Annotated in this window: 13 protein-coding genes; 9 read left to right on the top strand and 4 right to left on the bottom strand. The window is 35.4% G+C overall.

What is annotated here, in order from left to right; translation table 11 throughout:
* The 3 genes from I600_RS09640 to I600_RS09630 form a co-directional block, all read left to right on the top strand.
* Nucleotides 1–1,365 (top strand): T9SS type B sorting domain-containing protein (locus I600_RS09640; RefSeq protein ID WP_058104216.1); only part of this gene is annotated, 1,365 nt, incomplete at its 5' end.
* Between the two features lie 3 nt (nt 1,366–1,368).
* Nucleotides 1,369–2,319: a PorP/SprF family type IX secretion system membrane protein gene (locus I600_RS09635; protein ID WP_058104215.1), complete on the top strand. Its 951-nt coding sequence runs from the start codon at nt 1,369–1,371 to the stop codon at nt 2,317–2,319.
* A gap of 10 nt (nt 2,320–2,329) precedes the next feature.
* Nucleotides 2,330–4,243, top strand: coding sequence for an OmpA family protein (locus tag I600_RS09630; protein ID WP_082642926.1), 1,914 nt, complete (start codon nt 2,330–2,332; stop codon nt 4,241–4,243).
* Nucleotides 4,244–4,247: 4 nt separating this feature from the next.
* Here the strand turns inward: I600_RS09630 and I600_RS09625 are convergent, their stop codons facing one another.
* Genes I600_RS09625 through I600_RS09610 form a run of 4 tightly spaced genes read right to left on the bottom strand, consistent with a single transcriptional unit; the run spans nt 4,248 to nt 11,483 of the window.
* Nucleotides 4,248–6,026 (bottom strand): hypothetical protein, encoded by a 1,779-nt coding sequence (locus I600_RS09625; RefSeq protein WP_058104213.1) that lies wholly within the window; start codon nt 6,024–6,026, stop codon nt 4,248–4,250.
* A 9-nt stretch (nt 6,027–6,035) separates the two neighbouring features.
* Entirely contained in the window at nt 6,036–7,334 is a 1,299-nt protein-coding gene (locus I600_RS09620) for a DUF4249 family protein (protein ID WP_058104212.1), read from the bottom strand.
* Nucleotide 7,335: 1 nt separating this feature from the next.
* Nucleotides 7,336–8,625 carry a DUF4249 domain-containing protein gene (locus tag I600_RS09615; protein ID WP_058104211.1) on the bottom strand — a complete coding sequence of 430 codons (1,290 nt, stop codon included), beginning with the start codon at nt 8,623–8,625 and terminating at the stop codon, nt 7,336–7,338.
* Between the two features lie 11 nt (nt 8,626–8,636).
* Nucleotides 8,637–11,483: a TonB-dependent receptor gene (locus tag I600_RS09610; RefSeq protein WP_082642925.1), complete on the bottom strand. Its 2,847-nt coding sequence runs from the start codon at nt 11,481–11,483 to the stop codon at nt 8,637–8,639.
* A 320-nt stretch (nt 11,484–11,803) separates the two neighbouring features.
* Between I600_RS09610 and I600_RS09605 the strand changes: the two genes are divergently transcribed.
* The 6 genes from I600_RS09605 (at nt 11,804) to scpA (ending at nt 19,494) form a co-directional block, all read left to right on the top strand.
* Nucleotides 11,804–14,107, top strand: a complete 2,304-nt coding sequence (locus tag I600_RS09605; protein WP_058104210.1) for a PAS domain S-box protein — start codon at nt 11,804–11,806, stop codon at nt 14,105–14,107.
* Nucleotides 14,108–14,114: 7 nt separating this feature from the next.
* Nucleotides 14,115–14,531, top strand: coding sequence for a response regulator (locus tag I600_RS09600; RefSeq protein ID WP_058104209.1), 417 nt, complete (start codon nt 14,115–14,117; stop codon nt 14,529–14,531).
* Nucleotides 14,532–14,623: 92 nt separating this feature from the next.
* On the top strand, nt 14,624–14,776 hold the full coding sequence (locus I600_RS09595) for a YqaE/Pmp3 family membrane protein (RefSeq protein WP_036151377.1): 153 nt from the start codon (nt 14,624–14,626) through the stop codon (nt 14,774–14,776).
* A 268-nt stretch (nt 14,777–15,044) separates the two neighbouring features.
* The gene (locus I600_RS09590) at nt 15,045–15,854 is read left to right on the top strand and encodes a DUF6503 family protein (protein ID WP_058104208.1); all 810 of its coding nucleotides are present in this window, start codon (nt 15,045–15,047) and stop codon (nt 15,852–15,854) included.
* A gap of 111 nt (nt 15,855–15,965) precedes the next feature.
* Nucleotides 15,966–17,339, top strand: coding sequence for a methylmalonyl-CoA mutase subunit beta (locus tag I600_RS09585; protein WP_058104207.1), 1,374 nt, complete (start codon nt 15,966–15,968; stop codon nt 17,337–17,339).
* Nucleotides 17,332–19,494: a methylmalonyl-CoA mutase gene (scpA, locus tag I600_RS09580; RefSeq protein WP_058104206.1), complete on the top strand. Its 2,163-nt coding sequence runs from the start codon at nt 17,332–17,334 to the stop codon at nt 19,492–19,494. Before I600_RS09585 ends, scpA begins: the two co-directional genes overlap by 8 nt.
* Nucleotides 19,495–19,496 lie beyond the last annotated feature (2 nt).

The following is a 19,496-nucleotide window of genomic DNA, read 5'->3' as shown; positions in this document are numbered from 1 at the left end:
GTAACCGTAACCGAGCAGGCACAGCCAAATGCAGGCATTGATGGGACATTGAATATTTGCGAAGGTGATACGATTACCAATACAGCCCTATTTGCTCAATTAAGCGGATCTCCTGATACTGGTGGTTCGTGGACCGATAATGGTAACAACACATTTACATATACCGTAGCCTCCATACTGCCTTGTTCTATTAACGATACAAGTATGGTTACTGTGGTATTTGATCAAACCGATAGCAATGGTAATGGTGTAGTAGATTGTCAAGAAACAATTATAGTGCTTCCGGTAATTACAATAGATGATATAACCTCAGATAACATTGTCAACGAAAATGAATCTCAAGGTCAGATTAATGTTACGGGAAGGGTTACAGGTGATTTTTCTGAAGGTGATCTAGTAACCTTGACCATTCATCATACCAATTATACTGGTCCTGTAGATGCAAACGGGTTTTTTAATATCTCGGTTGCGGGTTCAGATTTAGTGGAGGACAATGATTTAAGTATTCTAGGTACGGTCACCACGATAACTTTAGATGGCAATACAGGTTCATCATCAGTACAACATCCGTATACCATTGATATAGATCCACCTTTGGTTGATAGTTTTGAAACAATGGACACATACCCCATTTTACTTGGTTTAGGGAGTCCGAATGAGATATTGAATATTACGGTTGAGGTTGGTGATACAGGCTTGTTATTACAGTATGTAATCAATACTGATATCAATGGTATTTGGGAAATTCATACAGAAACGGATCAAGCAGAAAATGGAATTTTCCCTATAGTCAATCCCGAATTGACTTTGTTGATTACTGCTGAAGATATAGCAGGAAATATAGGTATAGGTGAGGTCTTGATCATTTTTGATAATGAGCCACTTAATAATGATACTGATAACGATGGTTTATCAAATGATGAAGAACTGACTTTAGGTACTGACCCTAATAATCCGGATACTGATGGAGACGGTATTATGGATGGGCAAGAAACTATTGATGGTACCGATCCTTTAGATCCTTGTGATTCTTTAGGGGGTACACCACCATCTGGAAGTAATTGTGACATCTATATAGAACTGGATCTTGTAAAACCGGGAGATTCTATGAATGGTAGCTTTGAGATTATCAATATTGAGAGGTTTCCAGAAAATTCGGTTAAAATCTATAATAGATATGGTGTTTTGGTATGGGAAGTAGAAGGTTATGAAAATGGCCCCAATGCTTTTAGTGGTCTGTCTGACGGAAGAATCACTATTAACAGAAATGAGAAACTACCTTCTGGTACCTATTATTATGATATATACTATACAGCAAGGGGGGGACAAAAAATATTAACCGGTTATCTGTACGTAATTAGGTAAAAGATGAAGAAAATCTATCAAATAATCTTTTTGATATTTACCATGGTTTTAGGTGGTCAATATCTTATGTTCGGTCAGCAAGATGCACAGTATACACAGTATATGTACAATACATTCTCGGTTAACCCTGCGTATGCAGGATCTAGAGAGGTATTAAGTATATCTGCATTGCACAGGTCACAATGGGTAGGTAGAGATGGTGCTCCTAATACACAAACACTTAGTGTACACGGACCTTCTTCTGACAAAGTGGGGCTTGGTCTATCTATTGTTCATGATGAAATAGGGAACAACACCAATCAAAATACATATATTGACGCTGCTTTTTCGTATACATTGAAGACCTCTGATAATAACAAATTGTCATTTGGGTTAAAGGCTGGCGGACACTTATTAAATTTAGATTTTAACAATCTTAGAAATTTTAGTGCCGGTGGTACTGCCATTACCGATAGTGATCTTTATAAAAAGTTTACTCCCAATTTTGGAGCAGGTCTGTACTACCATAACGATCAATTTTATGCAGGTTTGTCCATACCTAATTTTTTGCAGACAGAGCATTTTGATAGCGCTGATGGTAATGATAACCTTGTATCTGTAGATAGAATGACCTGGTATTTAATATCAGGGTATGTTTTTGAAATGTCATCGGCTTTAAAATTTAAACCTGCTTTTCTATTAAAAGCAACATCGGGTGCACCGTTACAAGCGGATATTTCGGCTAATTTTTTGTTGAACGATAAATTTTCAATGGGTGCCGCTTATAGATGGGATGCCGCGTTGAGTGCGTTGTTCGGATTTCAAATGACACCGGAATTTATGCTAGGGCTGGCTTATGATAGTGATATATCTGAACTGGGAGGCACCAAGTTTAACAATGGTTCTTTTGAGGTGTTTCTTAGATATGAGTTCATTAAAAAAGATAAAATTGATTTGACCCCTAGATTCTTTTAAATAACCGATAATGAAAGTTAAAACATATATAGTTCTCTTTTCGTTGCTTTTTATTGCTAGCCTGTGTTACGCACAGCGAGACAATAAAAGTTCAGGTACTGATAATTTTGAGCATTATGGGTACATGGGCAAAGAATCTACCTATGAAGAGTTGAGTAAAAAAGGCATGTCAAATGAAGATATATGTAAAAACTTGGGTAATGAAGCTTATTTAAGGGCAAAGTATGATGAAGCTAGTTATTGGTATGCAAAATTGTTAGAGATCAATAGCTCAACAATCGATCCTGATTACATGTACAGATATGCACAATCTATAAAATCGATCAATAATTACAAAGATTCCGAGGTTTGGATGAGAAAGTTCAAAAAAGCGAAAAAGAATGATGTAAGAGCTTTAAAGTATGATAAAGGTGTAGGCTATTTTGATGAATTAATGACCGCTTCAAATGAGTATACCATTGAGAATTTGACCTCGGTCAATTCAAAAGAATCAGATTTTGCTCCTTCGTTCCATAAAGATTTTATCGTGTTTTCTACTGCTAGGGATTTAGAAACCACTTCGCGTAGTGCCACACCTTATTTGAATTTATATAAAACAACACGTCCGGAACAAGGCGAATATAGTACGGCAACTCATTTTTCAGATGAGTTGAAATCGGTAGCTAATGAATCTTCTACCAGCTTTTCCCAAGATGGTAACACCATGTATTTTACAAGGAATAATTATAAAAAAGGATCTTTTAATAGAGACAAAAAAGGGATCAGCAGATTAAAAATTTATAGAAGTACGTTCAAGGATGGCAAATGGGGGAATATAGAAGATTTGCCCTTTAACAGTGATTTGTATTCTGTTGCGCATCCGGCATTGAATAAGAAAGGTGATAAATTGTATTTTTCTTCTGATATGCCCGGAACTCTAGGGGCATCGGACATTTTTGTAGTGGATATTCATACTGATGGAAGTTTTGGAACACCGGTAAATTTAGGTTCCAAAATCAATACCGAGAGCAAAGAGACTTTTCCGTTTATTACAGCATCGGACGTTTTATATTTTGCTTCTGACGGACATCCTGGTTTGGGAGGACTGGATATTTTTTCTATAGATTTGGCAAATCAAGGCGCGGTCAAGAATTTAGGAAATCCAATTAATAGTGCTAATGATGATTTTTCAATGATATTTGATGAAACGACCAATTCAGGTTTTTTTGCATCGGATCGAAACGGAGGATTAGGTGCAGATGATATTTACGCTCTTAAGACAATTGATTGTATGGTGACCATTACAGGTATCGCGGTCGATAAAGACTCAGACAAACCATTACCGTTTGCAACCGTACACGGAAAAAATAATTTTGGAGGAAATATAGGGGAAGCCACTACCAATGCTCAGGGTAAATATACTTTAGAGATACCTTGCCAAGAAAGTCAATATACCATTATTGCGAATCTAGAAGGCTATGAAGAAGGTTCGTTGTTCATGTTTACTACACCAGATGAAAAGAGTATAACAAATGCCCGTGTGGTATTGGAAGAAAGTAGCAAAGTGGCGGTAATTGGGGCAGATTTGGTAAAGGTGTTAAAGCTAGCACCAATTTATTTTGATTTAAACAGTTCTTATTTACGTGATGATGCTTTTTCTAATTTGGACAAGGTAGTTGCATACATGAAAAAAAGACCGGAAGTCAAGGTAGAAGTGGGTTCACATACAGATAGTAGGGAAGAGGATAACTATAATCTTTGGCTTTCTGATCGTAGGGCAAAAAGAACAGTGGAGTACATAATAGCCGCAGGTATAGAGCCTGAACGAATATCCGGTAAAGGTTATGGGGAAACCCAATTAATAAACAAATGCGCAAACGGAATCATTTGTTCAGACAGAGACCATCAGTTAAATAGACGCTCAGAGTTTATATTGATCGAATAGTTCCTTAGTTTAAATTCTTGGTAGTAACTTCTATTTCCTTTACCACATGTAATGGTTTGCCATATGAAGTAAAACCGTTTAAGATAATTTCAAAAGTGCCTTCAAGATCAGATGTATAGAACTCATAATTATAATCTGATTCGGTAATGTTTACATTTGGTTTCCAAAATAACATTCTTCTATAATCTGGAATCCTTTCAAAAGAATTATTTTCAGTTGTATAAGATTGTACAAAGTAGTTCTTTTTGGGTACGGGCTGTTCAAACGGTACAACTAAACTATTTTTAGGATTATAATTTTCCAAAAAATCACCTTCAAAAGTTTCTATGGAAAGTATCCCTTGATATTCTTTTTGACCTAAACGAAATTGATCCCTTGTTAAACTAATTTTTTCAATATTGCGGGCATCGTATGATCTTATTTGTTCATGATGAGGTATAAATACACCATCTATTAAAACTATAGCTGGGAAGTCGTTATATTCTTCGTCATAAGACTTAAAATCTTGTCCAATCCTTATATACGCATCACTAGTATTCGCTTTTCTAAATCCTGCAAACTTTACAACTTCTACCAAGGTTTCCTCAAGTGTTTTAAAACGTGTATAATCATCTAAAACAATAACTTCTGGTATGCCGCCATTAAAAATATCTATAGGGTTGCTTTGTATAATGGAATCAGGTTTTGAACTAAAAAATTGATTCTCTATCTGGTTCAAAACACTTCTATTCTTAATATATTCTGCTTGTGCTTTTGATAAACTGAAATTTGAGAATGTCAGGTTGCTAAGGTCAATATGACTTGGGGTTCCTTTTTCTATGGCATACATTTCATTTTGGTCTTCAACCTGTATTACTGCCATTGGATCTTTACGGTCCTTGCGTATATAAGAATAGAAATTTCCGCTTTGGTCGGTTTTTGAGAATTTTAATAATGATTCTTTTCCAGGTATTGAAATAATAACAGGAAGGTTTTCTGTGGGTGTTTCCGTTTCAGCATTTTTCACCGTTCCGTATATAAGTTCTCCACGTTGTTCAGGTAAAAATACACTATCGCCAATGGATTGTTTTATCTCTTTATCGGCATTGAAATAGGCATTTCCATACATAACTGAATTTAGTGTAGATGGCATATCTATTTCTTCTTTCCTTTTCACTTTTACGGTATATGAACCATGCCCTAGAACTCCTTTGTAGTTTTTAATGGATAGGTGTACTTTTTCCCGTGGTAAAAAAGAAGCTTTTTGGGTTTTCATAATAATGATAGACGAGTCTGAAACCGATACATTATCCACAGAATTAGGTGAAGTTTCCGGCGTGGTTGAATTCAATAGCGCAGATTGGTCAGCTAAATATGGGTTGATAATGATGATATCGTCTTTAAAAACTTGTGATAGACCAGAGTTTTTCATCCATTGGGTATAGCCTAAAAGTTTATATCTGCCAGAAGGTATATCAGTCGTAATGAAAAAGTCGCCATAACCATGGCCTTTATCCAACTTTATCTTATGTTCAAAAATGAATTCCTTAGCTTCATTTACCAATGCTACATAACCTATGGTACTCACATTGGTGGGTTTATTGGTTTGTGCATTAAAGCAGTGTATAGCATAATACAGGTATTCCCCGGAAAACGATAATGATCCATTATGATCTACATATGCTTTTTCTTGTGGCACCTTTTTAAGATTCAATAGATCGGAACCATCCTTGATGACATATTGGGCGTGACCTATGTACGTTGTCAAGAGGGCAATAATGGCAAATATTTGATTTGTTTTCATAATCGGTGTTTATTCTACCCAAAAATCTGGTTGTATATTACTGCCTAAAACGGTACAATCTCCACAAACTTTGGGAACAAAGATGTGGGGGCCGTCACATTGACCGTCATTGAAATTAGGCTTCACATAACTTATTAAATCTAGGTCTACTTGTTGAATTATAGATTGTGGGCAAGGGTTAGGCCCTCTCATTCCACTAAAACAAAAAGATACGTGAGACTCCGGGGCGGTCAGTTCATTACAGTTAAAAGGGTATGGTGGTAATTCTTCATTAGGATAAAAATCTGTGTAATTGAAAAACAGCCTACTTTTTGAAACCGAAACCACATCAAAGAAACCAATGACAGTACCTTGTCTACCATCTTCCGATGATAAATTACCTTCTAAAAAACCAGGTTGTATTTGTGAAAATATATTACCGGTTTGGCTAAAATTGTTCAGTTGGTCATAAAAACTGTACGATGCAGAACCAGAAACTAACTGAGATACTTCAATACTGTATCTATGGCTAATTATGAAATTCTCTTCATCTAAAAACCTGACCATGAATTTTTGAACGTCGGTATTGATACTGCTCTGTTGAGTTTGAATTATAGTATTGGAAAGATTGTTACCATAGCATACTTGTTGCTCCTCTTCCCGTTCAACAATTTCTAGGTCATAGGTTACTTCGGGCAACGCACAAGGATCATAATTGGTTAATTTAAATTCGTTGGGTGACCAATTTGGGGCTATGATCTTATATGTTTCATCATAAGTATAGCGTAAGTTTTGTACGCTACCTGTTTCAATTGTATTATCTACAAAAATGCCAATGCCCTCGGCACCGGACTCACTAGTTGTTTTTTCTGCATATATATTTGAAATGCTTGCCAAGCCCTCTATTTCCATATCGGTAGAAGTATACTTTTTGCCATCTGATGTAACAATGTTCAGCAGATAAGAGCTACCCATTTCTGCGGCAAACTGAATATCCGATTCATAAATTCCCGGGCTAGATTCATTAAAGGAATATGTAGTGCCATTACTGTTTTCAATGGAAACTGTAGCATTGGTTTCATAACGTACCAAGTCTCTATTAATATCTCTAATGGGGGTGTAAGGGTTGTATACGGAATCAATACCAAGGTCTACCAACGTATCCATTCTGCTCAATGCTACGGTGTGGTTTTTTAGTTCATTGGTAAGAGTTGCCTCTACGATCAATATTTTAAGCACTTCGTCATCTGCTTCTATTCCTAAATCAACTTCTTCAATACAATTGATGAATAACAGAAGCGGTAATATTATTAAAGTAATTTTTCTCATCTTATTCTATCCAAAAATTAGGTGTTTTATTACTGCCAAATGTTCTACAATCTACACAGCCTAATGGTTTTACTATAAAAGGAGCACGGGATAGTTCTCCATTGGCATCAGGTTCAAAAAAGTTTTCATTATCGACAATATATCCTATTTGACCTGCTATGATTCCCTCTATTAAAGGTGAATTTGATCCGCGGTCAACTATAACTTTTCCATCAATTACTGTTGAGTGAAAACCGTCAGGGTAGAGTGCTGGTTCACGAATAAAATCGCAAGAAATTATATAAGGGGGCAATGGCTCATTAGGATAGAAGTCTTCATAGTTGAAAAATATTCTTTTTTCACTATATGAGCTTAGTTCAAAGTAGCCAAATACAATTGCGTCCTCAGAATTCTTGGCGCTTACATTTGATTTTAGCATACCGGTCTGTACATTGCTGAAAATACTTTCTGAACTTGAAAAATCTTCTAACGAATTAAAGAAAGCTGCGGCATTAATATCATGATGATACTGTTTTACTAAAATACTATAGCGATGTGATATTGCATAATTTTTGTTACTTACAAACCTAATTTCAAAATCATCTAGATCATTTGTAGTTAAATTACTTGTTGAAGCTAGAATAAGATGGTTAGATTTATTGCTGGCAAAGCAAATATTGGCTGGTTCATCCCGTACGGCTACCGTAACTTCCCAACCATCATCATCTTCACAAAAGAAATCATAATCAACTTGATCCCAATCGAACGGATTGTAATCTGGTGCAATTACTTTATAGGTCTCTTCATATTCATATCTAAAATAATTGGCTGAAGAAGAATTATTTGAATTACTCACCATAATTGAAACTCCGTCAATTTCAGAATTATTGAATTTACGTTGTGTCTTAAGTTCCGCTAATTCAATTTTAGAGGGTAAAGTCGTTTTGTTCGACTGATAAATAACATCATCTGTGGTTATAATCTGTAACGTGTATGCTCTACCCTGTTCCAAATTAATTGCTTCTATAGTGCTATAATTTCCAGGCTTGTTTTCTATGAAATCTATGGTGCTCCCCAATTCATCTATTATACTAACTTGCGCCCCTATTTCAGGAGTTGGGTCAGTTTCGTCAAATGAGAAAGTTCTTGTCAAAAGAATAGTTTGCTGTTTGTTTTCGTCTGTTATTCTGGCATCGACTACTAATGCTCCATCTAAAATTTCAGTGATGTTTTCTGGTTCAAATTCTTCAATACAACCACTAATTTGTAGTGATGTATAAAAGATAACTGCCCATTTTAGTTCTTTTTTCATTTTGAGCACTTTTAAAATTTGAAATTATAAGTGATCGATGGAATAGGAATAGAGAAAATAGAACTTTGTAGCGCCTTTACCTCACCGTCATCGGTTACAAAAAATACCGAATATGGGTTGTTTCTACCTAAAACATTATAAACTGAAATGGTCACAAAGCTATGTGCCAATTTATTTTTCTTATGGTTGCCTTCAATATTTAAACCTAGGTCTAGACGATAGAAATCTGGAATTCTAAATTTATTTCTATCACTAAAAGCAACAAAGTCTGCGTTGTTAAACCTAAATGTTCCAATAGGGTACGTAATAGGTCTGCCGGTTTGGTAAACAAAGTTGGCAGAAATGCTATAACGCCTAGTAAAACGATAGTTGGTAATGACACTTACATCGTGCGGTTTATCAAAATTAGAGGGAAAGAAATCACCGTTATTTATGCGCTCTTCGCTGAACTCACTGTCAAAACGATACAGAGATCTAGAGTAGGTGTAACTTAACCAGCCGTTTAAATCACCGCTCTTCTTTTTCAAAAGAAATTCTACTCCGTACGCTTTCCCATCTCCCTGTAGTACTTGTGTCTCAACATTTTCGTTCAAGAAGAGGTTGGCGCCAGTTTTAAAATCGAGCACATCTTCCATTTTTTTGTAATATCCTTCAATACTTAATTCGTACTCATTTTCTTTAAAGTTTTTATAAAACCCTAGAGAGGCTTGGTAGCCTTTTTGTGGAGCTATATTTAAATCGGAAAGTTTCCATGTATCTATAGGTGATACCGTGGTGTTATTAGATAGCGTGTGTAGAAATTGATAGGAGTTGTTTAAACTGGCTTTTACAGAAAAATCAGGTGTAAATAAATATCTAGCGGATAATCTAACTTCTGGTCCACCATAGGTTTTAATATTCTCACCACTTGAATATGATATGGTATCTTGAACGGTAGATTCGTTTTTTGGCATTCCGTCTTCATAGGTTCTTTGGGTGGCTTTACCTAGAGCGGCAAAAAATGCATAGCGTACACCTAGGTTTACGGATAGTTTTTCATTTAAAGTAAGTTCATCGCCAATAAAGAGGGCACCTTCTACAGCTTGCTCATTATCAATGGATCGTGGTGCAATATCAGACTCGTTACCATCCGGCTCTATACTGCCAGGGTTTACAGAATAGTATTTGGCAGATGCACCATAATCTAGTGTGTTTTTAGTATTTAAAGAGGTGCGTAACTTATATTTTATTTCAGTTTCGTTTATACCATAATCTAAGTTGAAATCGGTATTGGTTTCCCCGTCAAAATCAATTCCAAATCCGTAATTGCTATTGTTAAGAATAAGGGCCGTATTGGTTTTATCATTTATATTATGATTCCAACGAAGCGAAAATAGTCTGTTATTATATTTATATAAAGAGTCAGACGTAATACTAAAAGCATCTCTACTATAATAAGCAGTAGCTTTAACATCATTTTTTTCGTTTACTTTATTATGGTATTTAATGATACCGTCAAAAAAGGACGCATTGCTATTATTCAGAGATTCTTCATCTAAAGATCTTAAAATCCAATCTGCATAAGCTGCTCTTCCACCAACGATCAATGATGATTTTTCTTTTTCTAACGGAATTTCTAAAGCTAAATTTGCGGTAACAGGTCCCACGGATCCTTCACCTGACAGTTTTTCTTCATTTCCGTTTTTTGTTCTAATGTCAAAAACCGAAGAGAGTCTGCCGCCAAATTCTACGGGTATTGCACCTTTATAAATGTCAACCCCCTTGGTTGTAAATGGGTTCAGTGCCTGGAAAATACCAAAAAAGTGCTGCGGGTTATATATAACGGCATCATCTAACAGTACAAGATTTTGATCCGTTTTGCCCCCACGAACATTTAGCCCCATGGCACCTTCACCTGCAGAGGATATACCTGGCAAAGCCTTGGCAACAGATAATATGTCGCGTTCTCCCAATACCAACGGTATGTTTTTAGATTCTTCTGAATCTATTTGCTCACTACCCGTAATTGCTTCTTCTACATTTTTGAAAGCATCTGCTTCTACAACTACTTCATCTAATTGCTGAAGACCCTCTTCCATGAGTAAATCTAAATTGCCGTTATTGAACATTATAATTTCACGTTCAGTAGATGCAATGCCCATTGCGCGGATACTTAAAACATTATGTCCTGCTGGTAATTCTAAAGAATAATTACCATTAGCATCGGTTACGGTAATTAGATTTGACCCTTTGGTACGTATTGCTAGATCTTGAATGGGATTTCCGGTACTAGAATTTATTGCTCTTCCCGTTAACAGATAGGTTTCTCTCAAGTTGTCAAGGTCACTTTTTCCTATTTTGGTAACCTGGTAGGTTTTTTTACTTGGATTATCGGTATTGTAAAATACAGGTGGAGGACTGTTGTTTGTTATACGAGTACTATTTTTTTCTTCGGATGCTTCTTCGGGTCCAAAAAATCCTTTGGGTAATTCATCATAAACCAAACCGTTTTCTAATAGAATTATACGATTGGTATTTAAAATATGAAAATTTAAAGAGGTGTCTTCTAATATAGTCTCTAATACAGAAGATAATTCCTCATTATTAAAGGTTTTAATCACTTTAATACCCTGTGTCCATTCCTCTAAAAAATAGAACTTATAATTGGTTTGGCTCTCAATATGGGTAATGACATCTTTTAAGGGTATTGAAGAGTATTCGCCACTGATATTCGTATTATTTTGTGCGTAAATTGATGTAAGAGGGAGTAGAAAAATAAAAATTATAAAGAATAAATGGTCATAAAGATTCTTACTAAATTTTTTTTTCGATTTAATAATTGTCAATAACAAACAGTTATTGTTTGGTTGTTTGGTCATGGTAGTTAGTTGGATTCCTACAAGGTAAGAAAAACATAAATATCACAAAATGTGATTAGTAAAATAATCGCAATAGGTTTTTGAGATTTAAATAATTTAACAAGCATTTTTTGAGAATACATTTAATTTGTTGTAACTATTTTATTTAAAGGGGTTTATGCTATAAGGATGATTTCAATAATATCTAACCAAAAATATCAGATATACAACCTGTTGTTTTCTGCAAAAGTCCTTGATTTTTGAATTCGAAAAATTGTATTCTATTTTATATCAGTAAATTATTACTATTTTTAATATAAATACTTGTTAAAATTATTAAATTGAATCAGTATCCAAATAACATCGAATACCTGGAAAAGCATCACCAAATTTTTATTGAACAGACGCCAACGGCAATAGCTATGTTAGATACTAACATGGTCTATTTAGCAGCGTCCAAACAATGGATTCGAGATTTTAAACTAGAAAAAGAAACTATTATAGGTAGATCCCATTATGATATTTTCCCAGAAATAGGTGATGATTGGAAAGCCAAACATCAAAAATGTTTGCAAGGTGCCATAGATATATGTGATGAAGCACCCTTCTATCGGTCGGATGGTACTATTCAATGGATTTATTGGGATGTTAGGCCTTGGTATCTTGCTGATGGTAGAATAGGCGGACTCTTAATGCATACTGGGGATATAACCGAGCGGAAGGAAAAAGAGTTAAAAGAAAAACAATATAACACCATATTAAGAGATACTAGTGACATTGCTAGAATTGGTACTTGGGAAATTGATCTTATAAAAGATAAAGTGACTTGGAGTAATATGGTATATGAAATTCATGAAGCCCCATTGGATTACGAGCCAACTATAGCTTCTGGATTAACTTTTTTTGAAGACGAAGATAGCCGTAATAGTATTTTATTGGCATTAAAAAATGCTCAAGAAATGGGAACGCCAGTTAATCTCACCTTGTTTCTTACAACCTTAAAAGGTAACAAAAGATGGGTGAAGGTTGTTGGAAAAATAGAGAGGAGTAATGGTGTTGCTTCAAAAATATTAGGGATAACAGAAGATATTACATCGTCAAAAAACTCAGAAAAGCTTTTAAATGTTGCCCATGCAGAATTAGAAGCAATTTTTAATTCAAATGCGGTAGCCGTTATTTCAACTAATGCAGAAGGCATAATTAATCGTTTTAACAAGGGGGCAGAGAAATTATTGGGTTATTCGGCAGAGGAGTTGGTGGGTTTAAAACACCCCAGCGTATACCTTTTGGAAGAGGAGCTTGAAGAATTTAGAAATGATATTACTAGATCGTTTAAAGGCGAATCTTTTATAGATGATCCTAATTATAATTATCGTAATGAAAACATTAATGATACAAGACAATGGACGTTTAGACGTAAAGATGGTTCTTTGTTTTCTACACTTACATCAATTACGGCAATTAATAGCAGCGAAGGTTTAAATGACGGTTTTATTGCAGTTGTTACCGACATCACTAAAATTAAGGAGGTTAAGAATAAATTACGGAGAAAGAATGAACTGTTGAACATTGCAGAGGAAATAAGTTCAACAGGTCATTGGCAGTGGTTTCCTCTTGAAGATACAGGAGAATGGTCAGAGAATATTTTTAATATAGTGGAATACAAAGGAGACCCTTTTCCTATAGACTTTGCTACTTATTTAAATATTGTTCACCCAGAGGATAAAGATATTGTAAACCATCATTTTGAAGAAGCTGTTGCAAAAAAGGTGTTTACAAAATTGACTCATCGTATAATTACATATTCAGGTAAATTAAAATTTATACAGCTACTGGCCAATGTATTGGTCAATGAAAAAGATGAAGCAATAGAACTCTTTGGTACATGTCAAGATGTGACCGAGAGCAAAATGACGGAGCAAAGTTTGATCAATGCTAAACAAGAATTAGAGGGCTTTACTCAAAAATTAAAATTACAGAACCAACAACTAGCAGATTTTACCCATATAACTTCGCATAATCTTAGAGCTCCGGTTGCCAATCTTAATTCTTTATTGGAAATTTATTCTTACGCTGAAAATGATGAGGAGCGTACAGATATATTCAATAAATTCAGTAGCGTAATAGACCACCTTTCCTCTACGCTCAATACGTTGATAGAGGCGCTTAAAGCTAAGGTGGGTGATGCTAATGAGAATATAGAAAAAGTTTACTTTAAAGATGTGTTTAAAGATACTTCCCAAATTTTAAGCGGAGCTATTTTAAAATCCAATGCAGTGATAGATACCGATTTTTCACAACTTACCCATATATCCTATAATAAAATATATATGGAAAGTATATTTTTGAACTTGATCGGTAATGCCATTAAATATAGCGCCGAAGATAGAACGCCACATATTGAAATTAAGACCGAGGTGAAAAATGAAATTAATATCATTACTTTTAAAGACAATGGCTTGGGTATTGATCTTAAAAAGCATGGATCTAAACTTTTTGGGTTGAATAAGGTTTTTCATAGACACCCAGATGCCAAGGGGGTAGGTTTGTACCTTACCAAAACTCAAATAGAAGCAATGGGCGGTACTATTTCCGCTACTAGCGAGGTAAATGTAGGAACCACATTTACTGTAAAATTTAATTAAGCTTGCTATGAAAAATATTTTAAAGACCTGTATTGTAGATGATGATTCTATTTATCAGTTTACCATGGTCAAAACCTTGGAGTCTACTAAATTACCTTTAGAAATTATGGTCTTTTCCGATGGTGAAGAAGCTATTGATTTTATGTTGGATAACTTAGATCAAGATTCTGTATTTCCTGATGTTATTTTCTTGGATATTGATATGCCTGTCATGGATGGTTTTCAATTCATGGAAGAATACGTGAAAATAAAACCAAGGGTGGGTAAGAAAATAACAATTTACATGGTGTCATCTTCTCTTGATCCCGTAGATATAGAAAGGGCTAAAAGAATAAGTGCTATATCTGACTACATTGTAAAACCAATAGGTCTTGGTAGGTTAAAAACGATAATTGAAGGCTTGTTGGCGGAAAGAAAAGAATAAGTTTTTGTTTTTTAGGTCATCATTCAAGTTAATGTAGTTAATAAAGACTGTATGATAATCTTAGTTTTGATGGAACCTAAAAACTAAAAAAAATGTCTTTACTAACAATAATATTGAATATACTTTTACCACCATTGGCCGTTTTTATGAAACACGGTATTGGTACAACATTATTAATAAGTATTTTATTGACTTTACTTGCATGGTTGCCAGGAGTAATACATGCCTTTATCGTAAATCAATAATCAGTTAAATTTTATGTCTTGCCTACTTTTGTTCTGGCAGTGACATTTAAAGCCGAATAATTATCATACCCTTGGTAGTTGTTCGGTTTTTTTGTGAAATTCAGGTTTATAAAGTGTTGTTAACATTTATTATGATTCCTAAAGAGAATCTCCATTTATTAATATGATAACTTTGGTACGTTAGTAGTTGTATTCTCTTTCGACTATTTTGTTTTAATGGTCCATTAGAAATAATATTACAAATTTGATTCCCGTGAAATATATAGATATGAATAAAACAGTTAAAGCAGCATTTACTCTTATTTTTTTGATCATATTAAGTTGCAAAAATGGTAATGACTCAGGTAAAAACAATGGACCTTTAGAAGATGCAACCTCGAGGACCACGGTTGAAAGTGCTGAGGACATTATAAAGCATGCTATTAAAGCGCATGGTGGAGAACTTTATGATACGGCCAACTATGAGTTTGTTTTTAGGGATAAAATGTACATGTTCAATAATAAGAATGGCTATACTTATCGTGTAAATTTCAAGGATAGCTTAGGGAATAGAATTGAAGACAACATTGTAAATGGATCATTTGGTAGAAAGGTCAATGATGATCCGGTACATCTATCTGAAAAGGATAGTACCGTATATAGCAATGCATTGAATTCAGTAATCTATTTTGCTACTTTGCCTTATAAGCTTAATGATAAAGCGGTACATAAGGAAAGCGTTGGTGAAACCGTAATCAAAGGGGAAGATTATGATGTAGTACGCGTTACTTTTGGTAAAGATGGTGGCGGTATCGATTATGATGATATATTCATGTATTGGGTAAATAAAAAATCTCATTATATAAATTACTTGGCTTACAGCTACAGTGTAAATGATGGCGGTGTGCGTTTTAGAAGTGCTTATAACCCTAGGACCATTGACGGTATTAGATTCCAGGATTATATTAATTGGGAGGCACCTGTTGGCACGCCATTAAAAGACTTACCGGCGTTGTTTGAGAAAGACAAACTAAAAGAGTTGTCAAGAATAGAGACTGGCGATGTGCGTAACCTAAATGCTACAGAATTGGCAGATTAACTTAGCTCTATATAAACACGATTTACTTATTGTATCTTTGAGAGAATGCGCTGAATTTATATTCACAGGCGCATTAATGGAATATGTTGTTTAATTAAACTACGTCTTGCTATGAAGGGTGAAACCTTATTTGATAGTTTCAGGGATATTTCTGAAAAAGAATGGAAACAAAAGATACAGTACAATTTAAAAGGTAAAGACTACAATGAAGAGGTAGTGTGGAATTCACCTGAAGGTATTAAAGTAAAACCATTTTATCATGCAGAAGATCTAGAGCATATTACTATTCAACAGGTGCAAAATTCTACGTGGAAAATAGGGCAAAATATTTATGCCGGTAATGCCATAATGGCTAATGAAAAAGCGCTCAGGTATCTAGAAAAAGGTGCAGAGGCTCTGCAGTTTATTGTACCGTCGGAGAACGTAGATGCAGTTATCATTTTGAACAATATTGATTTAAACAGGGTCAAAGTATGCTTCGAACTGCAATTTTTGTCCAAAATTTATATAAAACAGATCCTTGATAAAGTATCAAATGCAAATAAAATCCATTGGCAGATTGACCCCATAGGTCATTTGGCAAGGTCTGGAAATTGGTATGAAAATATGTCTTCGGATATGTCACTCGTCGAGGAACTATTTACATTGGATACCGAAACTATATTAAGTGTAGATGTTTCGCTTTATGAAAATGCCGGTGCAGACATTGTACAACAATTGGCTTATGCAATGTCTCATGCGAACGAGTATTTGAATGTACTGAAGCAAGGTGAAAATTTAGGACTATTAAAAAGTATAGATTTCAAGGTTTCGGTAGCTGGTAATTATTTTTTTGAAATCGCAAAGTTAAAAGCCTTAAGAAACCTATGGAATGTTTTGTCCAAAGCTTATGGTATTACCATTCCCTGCTCCATAGTGTCACAGCCATCAAAACGTAATAAGACCATTTATGATTTTAATGTAAATATGCTAAGAACTACTACAGAATGTATGTCTGCCGTATTGGGCGGTTCTGATGTTGTTTTTAATTTGAATTATAACGCTGTTTATAAAAAAGATAATGATTTTGCCAATCGTATCGCCTTGAATCAACTTATTTTATTAAAAGAAGAAAGCTATTTTGATAAGGTGGAAAATGCAACTGAAGGTAGTTATTACATTGAAACTATTACGCATCAATTGGCAGAGAAGGCTTTGCTTTTATTCAAATCGATTGAAAAAGACGGGGGCTTTTTAAAGCAATTAAAAAATCATACCATACAAAATAAAATTGCCGATAGCGCCCGTAAACAACAAGAGAAATTTAATGCGAAAAAGCTAGTATTAGTGGGTAGCAATGTATTTCAAAATGAAGCGGATAAAATGGGTGAAGCACTAGAATTATATCCGTTCGTGAAAAAGAACCCAAGAAAAACCTTGATTACCCCTATTATAGAAAAAAGATTGGCAGAGGAATTAGAGCAAAACCGTTTATCACATGAGTAGAAAAGACTTGCAACATATACAACTAGACACTTTTCCTGATAATGGTAAGCAACAAAATGCCATTAGTAATGATTTGGACGAAACCTTGTTTACTACGGCCGAAAGTATTCCGTTGAAAAATAGATATGCCAAACAAGATTTAGATGAGGTAGAGCATTTAAACTTTGCAGCGGGCTTACCGCCGTTTCTTAGAGGGCCTTATGTAACCATGTATGTACAAAGACCTTGGACCATAAGGCAATACGCCGGTTTTTCCACTGCAGAGGAGAGCAATGAATTCTATAGAAAAAATTTAAAAGCAGGTCAAAAAGGTTTGTCGGTCGCCTTTGATCTTCCTACACACAGAGGATATGATAGTGATCATGAACGTGTTGTTGGCGATGTAGGTAAGGCGGGTGTTGCCATAGATACGGTTGAGGACATGAAGGTACTTTTTAAAGGTATTCCTTTGAATGAAATGTCAGTATCCATGACCATGAACGGTGCCGTGCTGCCTATAATGGCATTTTATATTGTAGCGGCAGAAGAACAAGGAGTTTCTTTAGAAAAGTTATCTGGAACTATACAGAATGATATTCTCAAGGAGTTTATGGTGCGTAATACGTATATCTATCCACCAAAACCATCTATGCAATTGGTTGCTGATATTTTTGAGTATACCAGTAAATATATGCCCAAGTTCAATAGTATAAGTATTTCTGGTTACCATATGCACGAAGCTGGTGCACCTGCCCATTTAGAATTGGCATATACGTTGTCAGACGGTTTGGAGTACATTAGAACTGGCTTAAAAGCAGGTTTGAAGATTGATGATTTTGCGCCTAGACTTTCTTTTTTCTGGGGAATTGGTATGAACCATTTTATGGAAATAGCCAAAATGCGTGCTGCCAGAATGTTGTGGGCAAAGGTGGTGAAAGAATTTGATCCAAAGAACGAAAAATCATTGATGCTGAGAACACATTGTCAAACCAGTGGTTGGAGCTTAACGGAGCAAGATCCTTTCAATAATGTGGCAAGGACTACTATAGAGGCAGCGGCTGCCGTTTTTGGCGGTACACAAAGTTTACATACCAATGCATTGGATGAGGCAATTGCCTTACCTACGGATTTCTCTGCACGTATAGCTAGGGAAACACAATTATACTTGCAGCATGAAACAAACGTGACCAAAACCGTTGACCCTTGGGCAGGTAGTTATTATGTAGAGAAACTAACACATGATTTGGTGCACAAGGCGTGGGAGTTGATGCAAGAAGTAGAGAATCTTGGCGGCATGACCAAAGCTATAGAAACTGGAATACCTAAAACCAGAATTGAAGAAGCCGCAGCAAGAAAACAAGCGCGTATAGATAGCGAACAAGATGTAATCGTTGGGGTCAATAAGTATCAATTGACAGAAGAAGATGAGCTTCAGATTTTGGAGGTCGATAATAAAGAAGTACGAAGACAGCAGTTACAACGATTAGAAGAAGTTAAGGCAAATAGAAATACCGCAGTGGTTGCCAAAAAGCTGAAAGAACTAACTATCGCTGCAAAGAATAAATTAGATGATAGTGATTCGGAAGAAAATTTGCTAGCTTTAGCGGTATCTGCTGCAAGGGAAAGAGCAACTTTAGGTGAAATCAGTAGTGCTTTAGAAGAGGCTTTTGGCAGACATAAAGCTATTATAAATTCATTTACAGGGGTGTATTCAAGAGAAATCAAAGAAGATAAAAGCTTTAAAAAAGCGCAGGAGCTAGCCGATCGGTTTGCCGAGCAAGATGGTCGTAGACCACGTATAATGGTAGCTAAAATGGGACAGGACGGTCATGATCGTGGGGCTAAAGTGGTGGCAACCGGTTATGCTGACCTAGGGTTCGATGTAGATATAGGTCCGCTTTTTCAAACACCAAAAGAAACCGCAAAACAGGCGGTAGAAAACGATGTACATGTTTTAGGAATTTCATCACTTGCTGGCGGACATAAAACACTAGTACCCGAAGTTATTAAGGAACTAAAAAGCTACGGCCGTGAAGACATTATGGTCATTGTTGGGGGAGTGGTGCCAAAACAAGATTATGACTTTTTGAAGGAAGCGGGGGCTACTGCCGTATTTGGTCCGGGAACGAAGATTAGTGATGCAGCCATTCAATTGTTAGAGCTACTTTTGGAATAAGT

Origin of the sequence: Maribacter dokdonensis DSW-8 (assembly GCF_001447995.1) — a bacterium.
Taxonomy (GTDB): Bacteria; Bacteroidota; Bacteroidia; order Flavobacteriales; family Flavobacteriaceae; genus Maribacter; species Maribacter dokdonensis.
This window is presented reverse-complemented; position numbering and strand designations above follow the sequence as displayed.

What these genes read in the sequence shown, in the direction of transcription:
- I600_RS09635 (WP_058104215.1), top strand. Translation starts at nt 1,369, where the DNA reads ATGAAGAAAATCTATCAAATAATCTTTTTGATATTTACCATGGTTTTA.
- I600_RS09630 (WP_082642926.1), top strand. Translation starts at nt 2,330, where the DNA reads ATGAAAGTTAAAACATATATAGTTCTCTTTTCGTTGCTTTTTATTGCT.
- I600_RS09625 (WP_058104213.1), bottom strand. Translation starts at nt 6,026, where the DNA reads ATGAAAACAAATCAAATATTTGCCATTATTGCCCTCTTGACAACGTAC.
- I600_RS09620 (WP_058104212.1), bottom strand. Translation starts at nt 7,334, where the DNA reads ATGAGAAAAATTACTTTAATAATATTACCGCTTCTGTTATTCATCAAT.
- I600_RS09615 (WP_058104211.1), bottom strand. Translation starts at nt 8,625, where the DNA reads ATGAAAAAAGAACTAAAATGGGCAGTTATCTTTTATACATCACTACAA.
- I600_RS09610 (WP_082642925.1), bottom strand. Translation starts at nt 11,483, where the DNA reads ATGACCAAACAACCAAACAATAACTGTTTGTTATTGACAATTATTAAA.
- I600_RS09600 (WP_058104209.1), top strand. Translation starts at nt 14,115, where the DNA reads ATGAAAAATATTTTAAAGACCTGTATTGTAGATGATGATTCTATTTAT.
- I600_RS09595 (WP_036151377.1), top strand. Translation starts at nt 14,624, where the DNA reads ATGTCTTTACTAACAATAATATTGAATATACTTTTACCACCATTGGCC.
- I600_RS09590 (WP_058104208.1), top strand. Translation starts at nt 15,045, where the DNA reads ATGAATAAAACAGTTAAAGCAGCATTTACTCTTATTTTTTTGATCATA.
- I600_RS09585 (WP_058104207.1), top strand. Translation starts at nt 15,966, where the DNA reads ATGAAGGGTGAAACCTTATTTGATAGTTTCAGGGATATTTCTGAAAAA.
- scpA (WP_058104206.1), top strand. Translation starts at nt 17,332, where the DNA reads ATGAGTAGAAAAGACTTGCAACATATACAACTAGACACTTTTCCTGAT.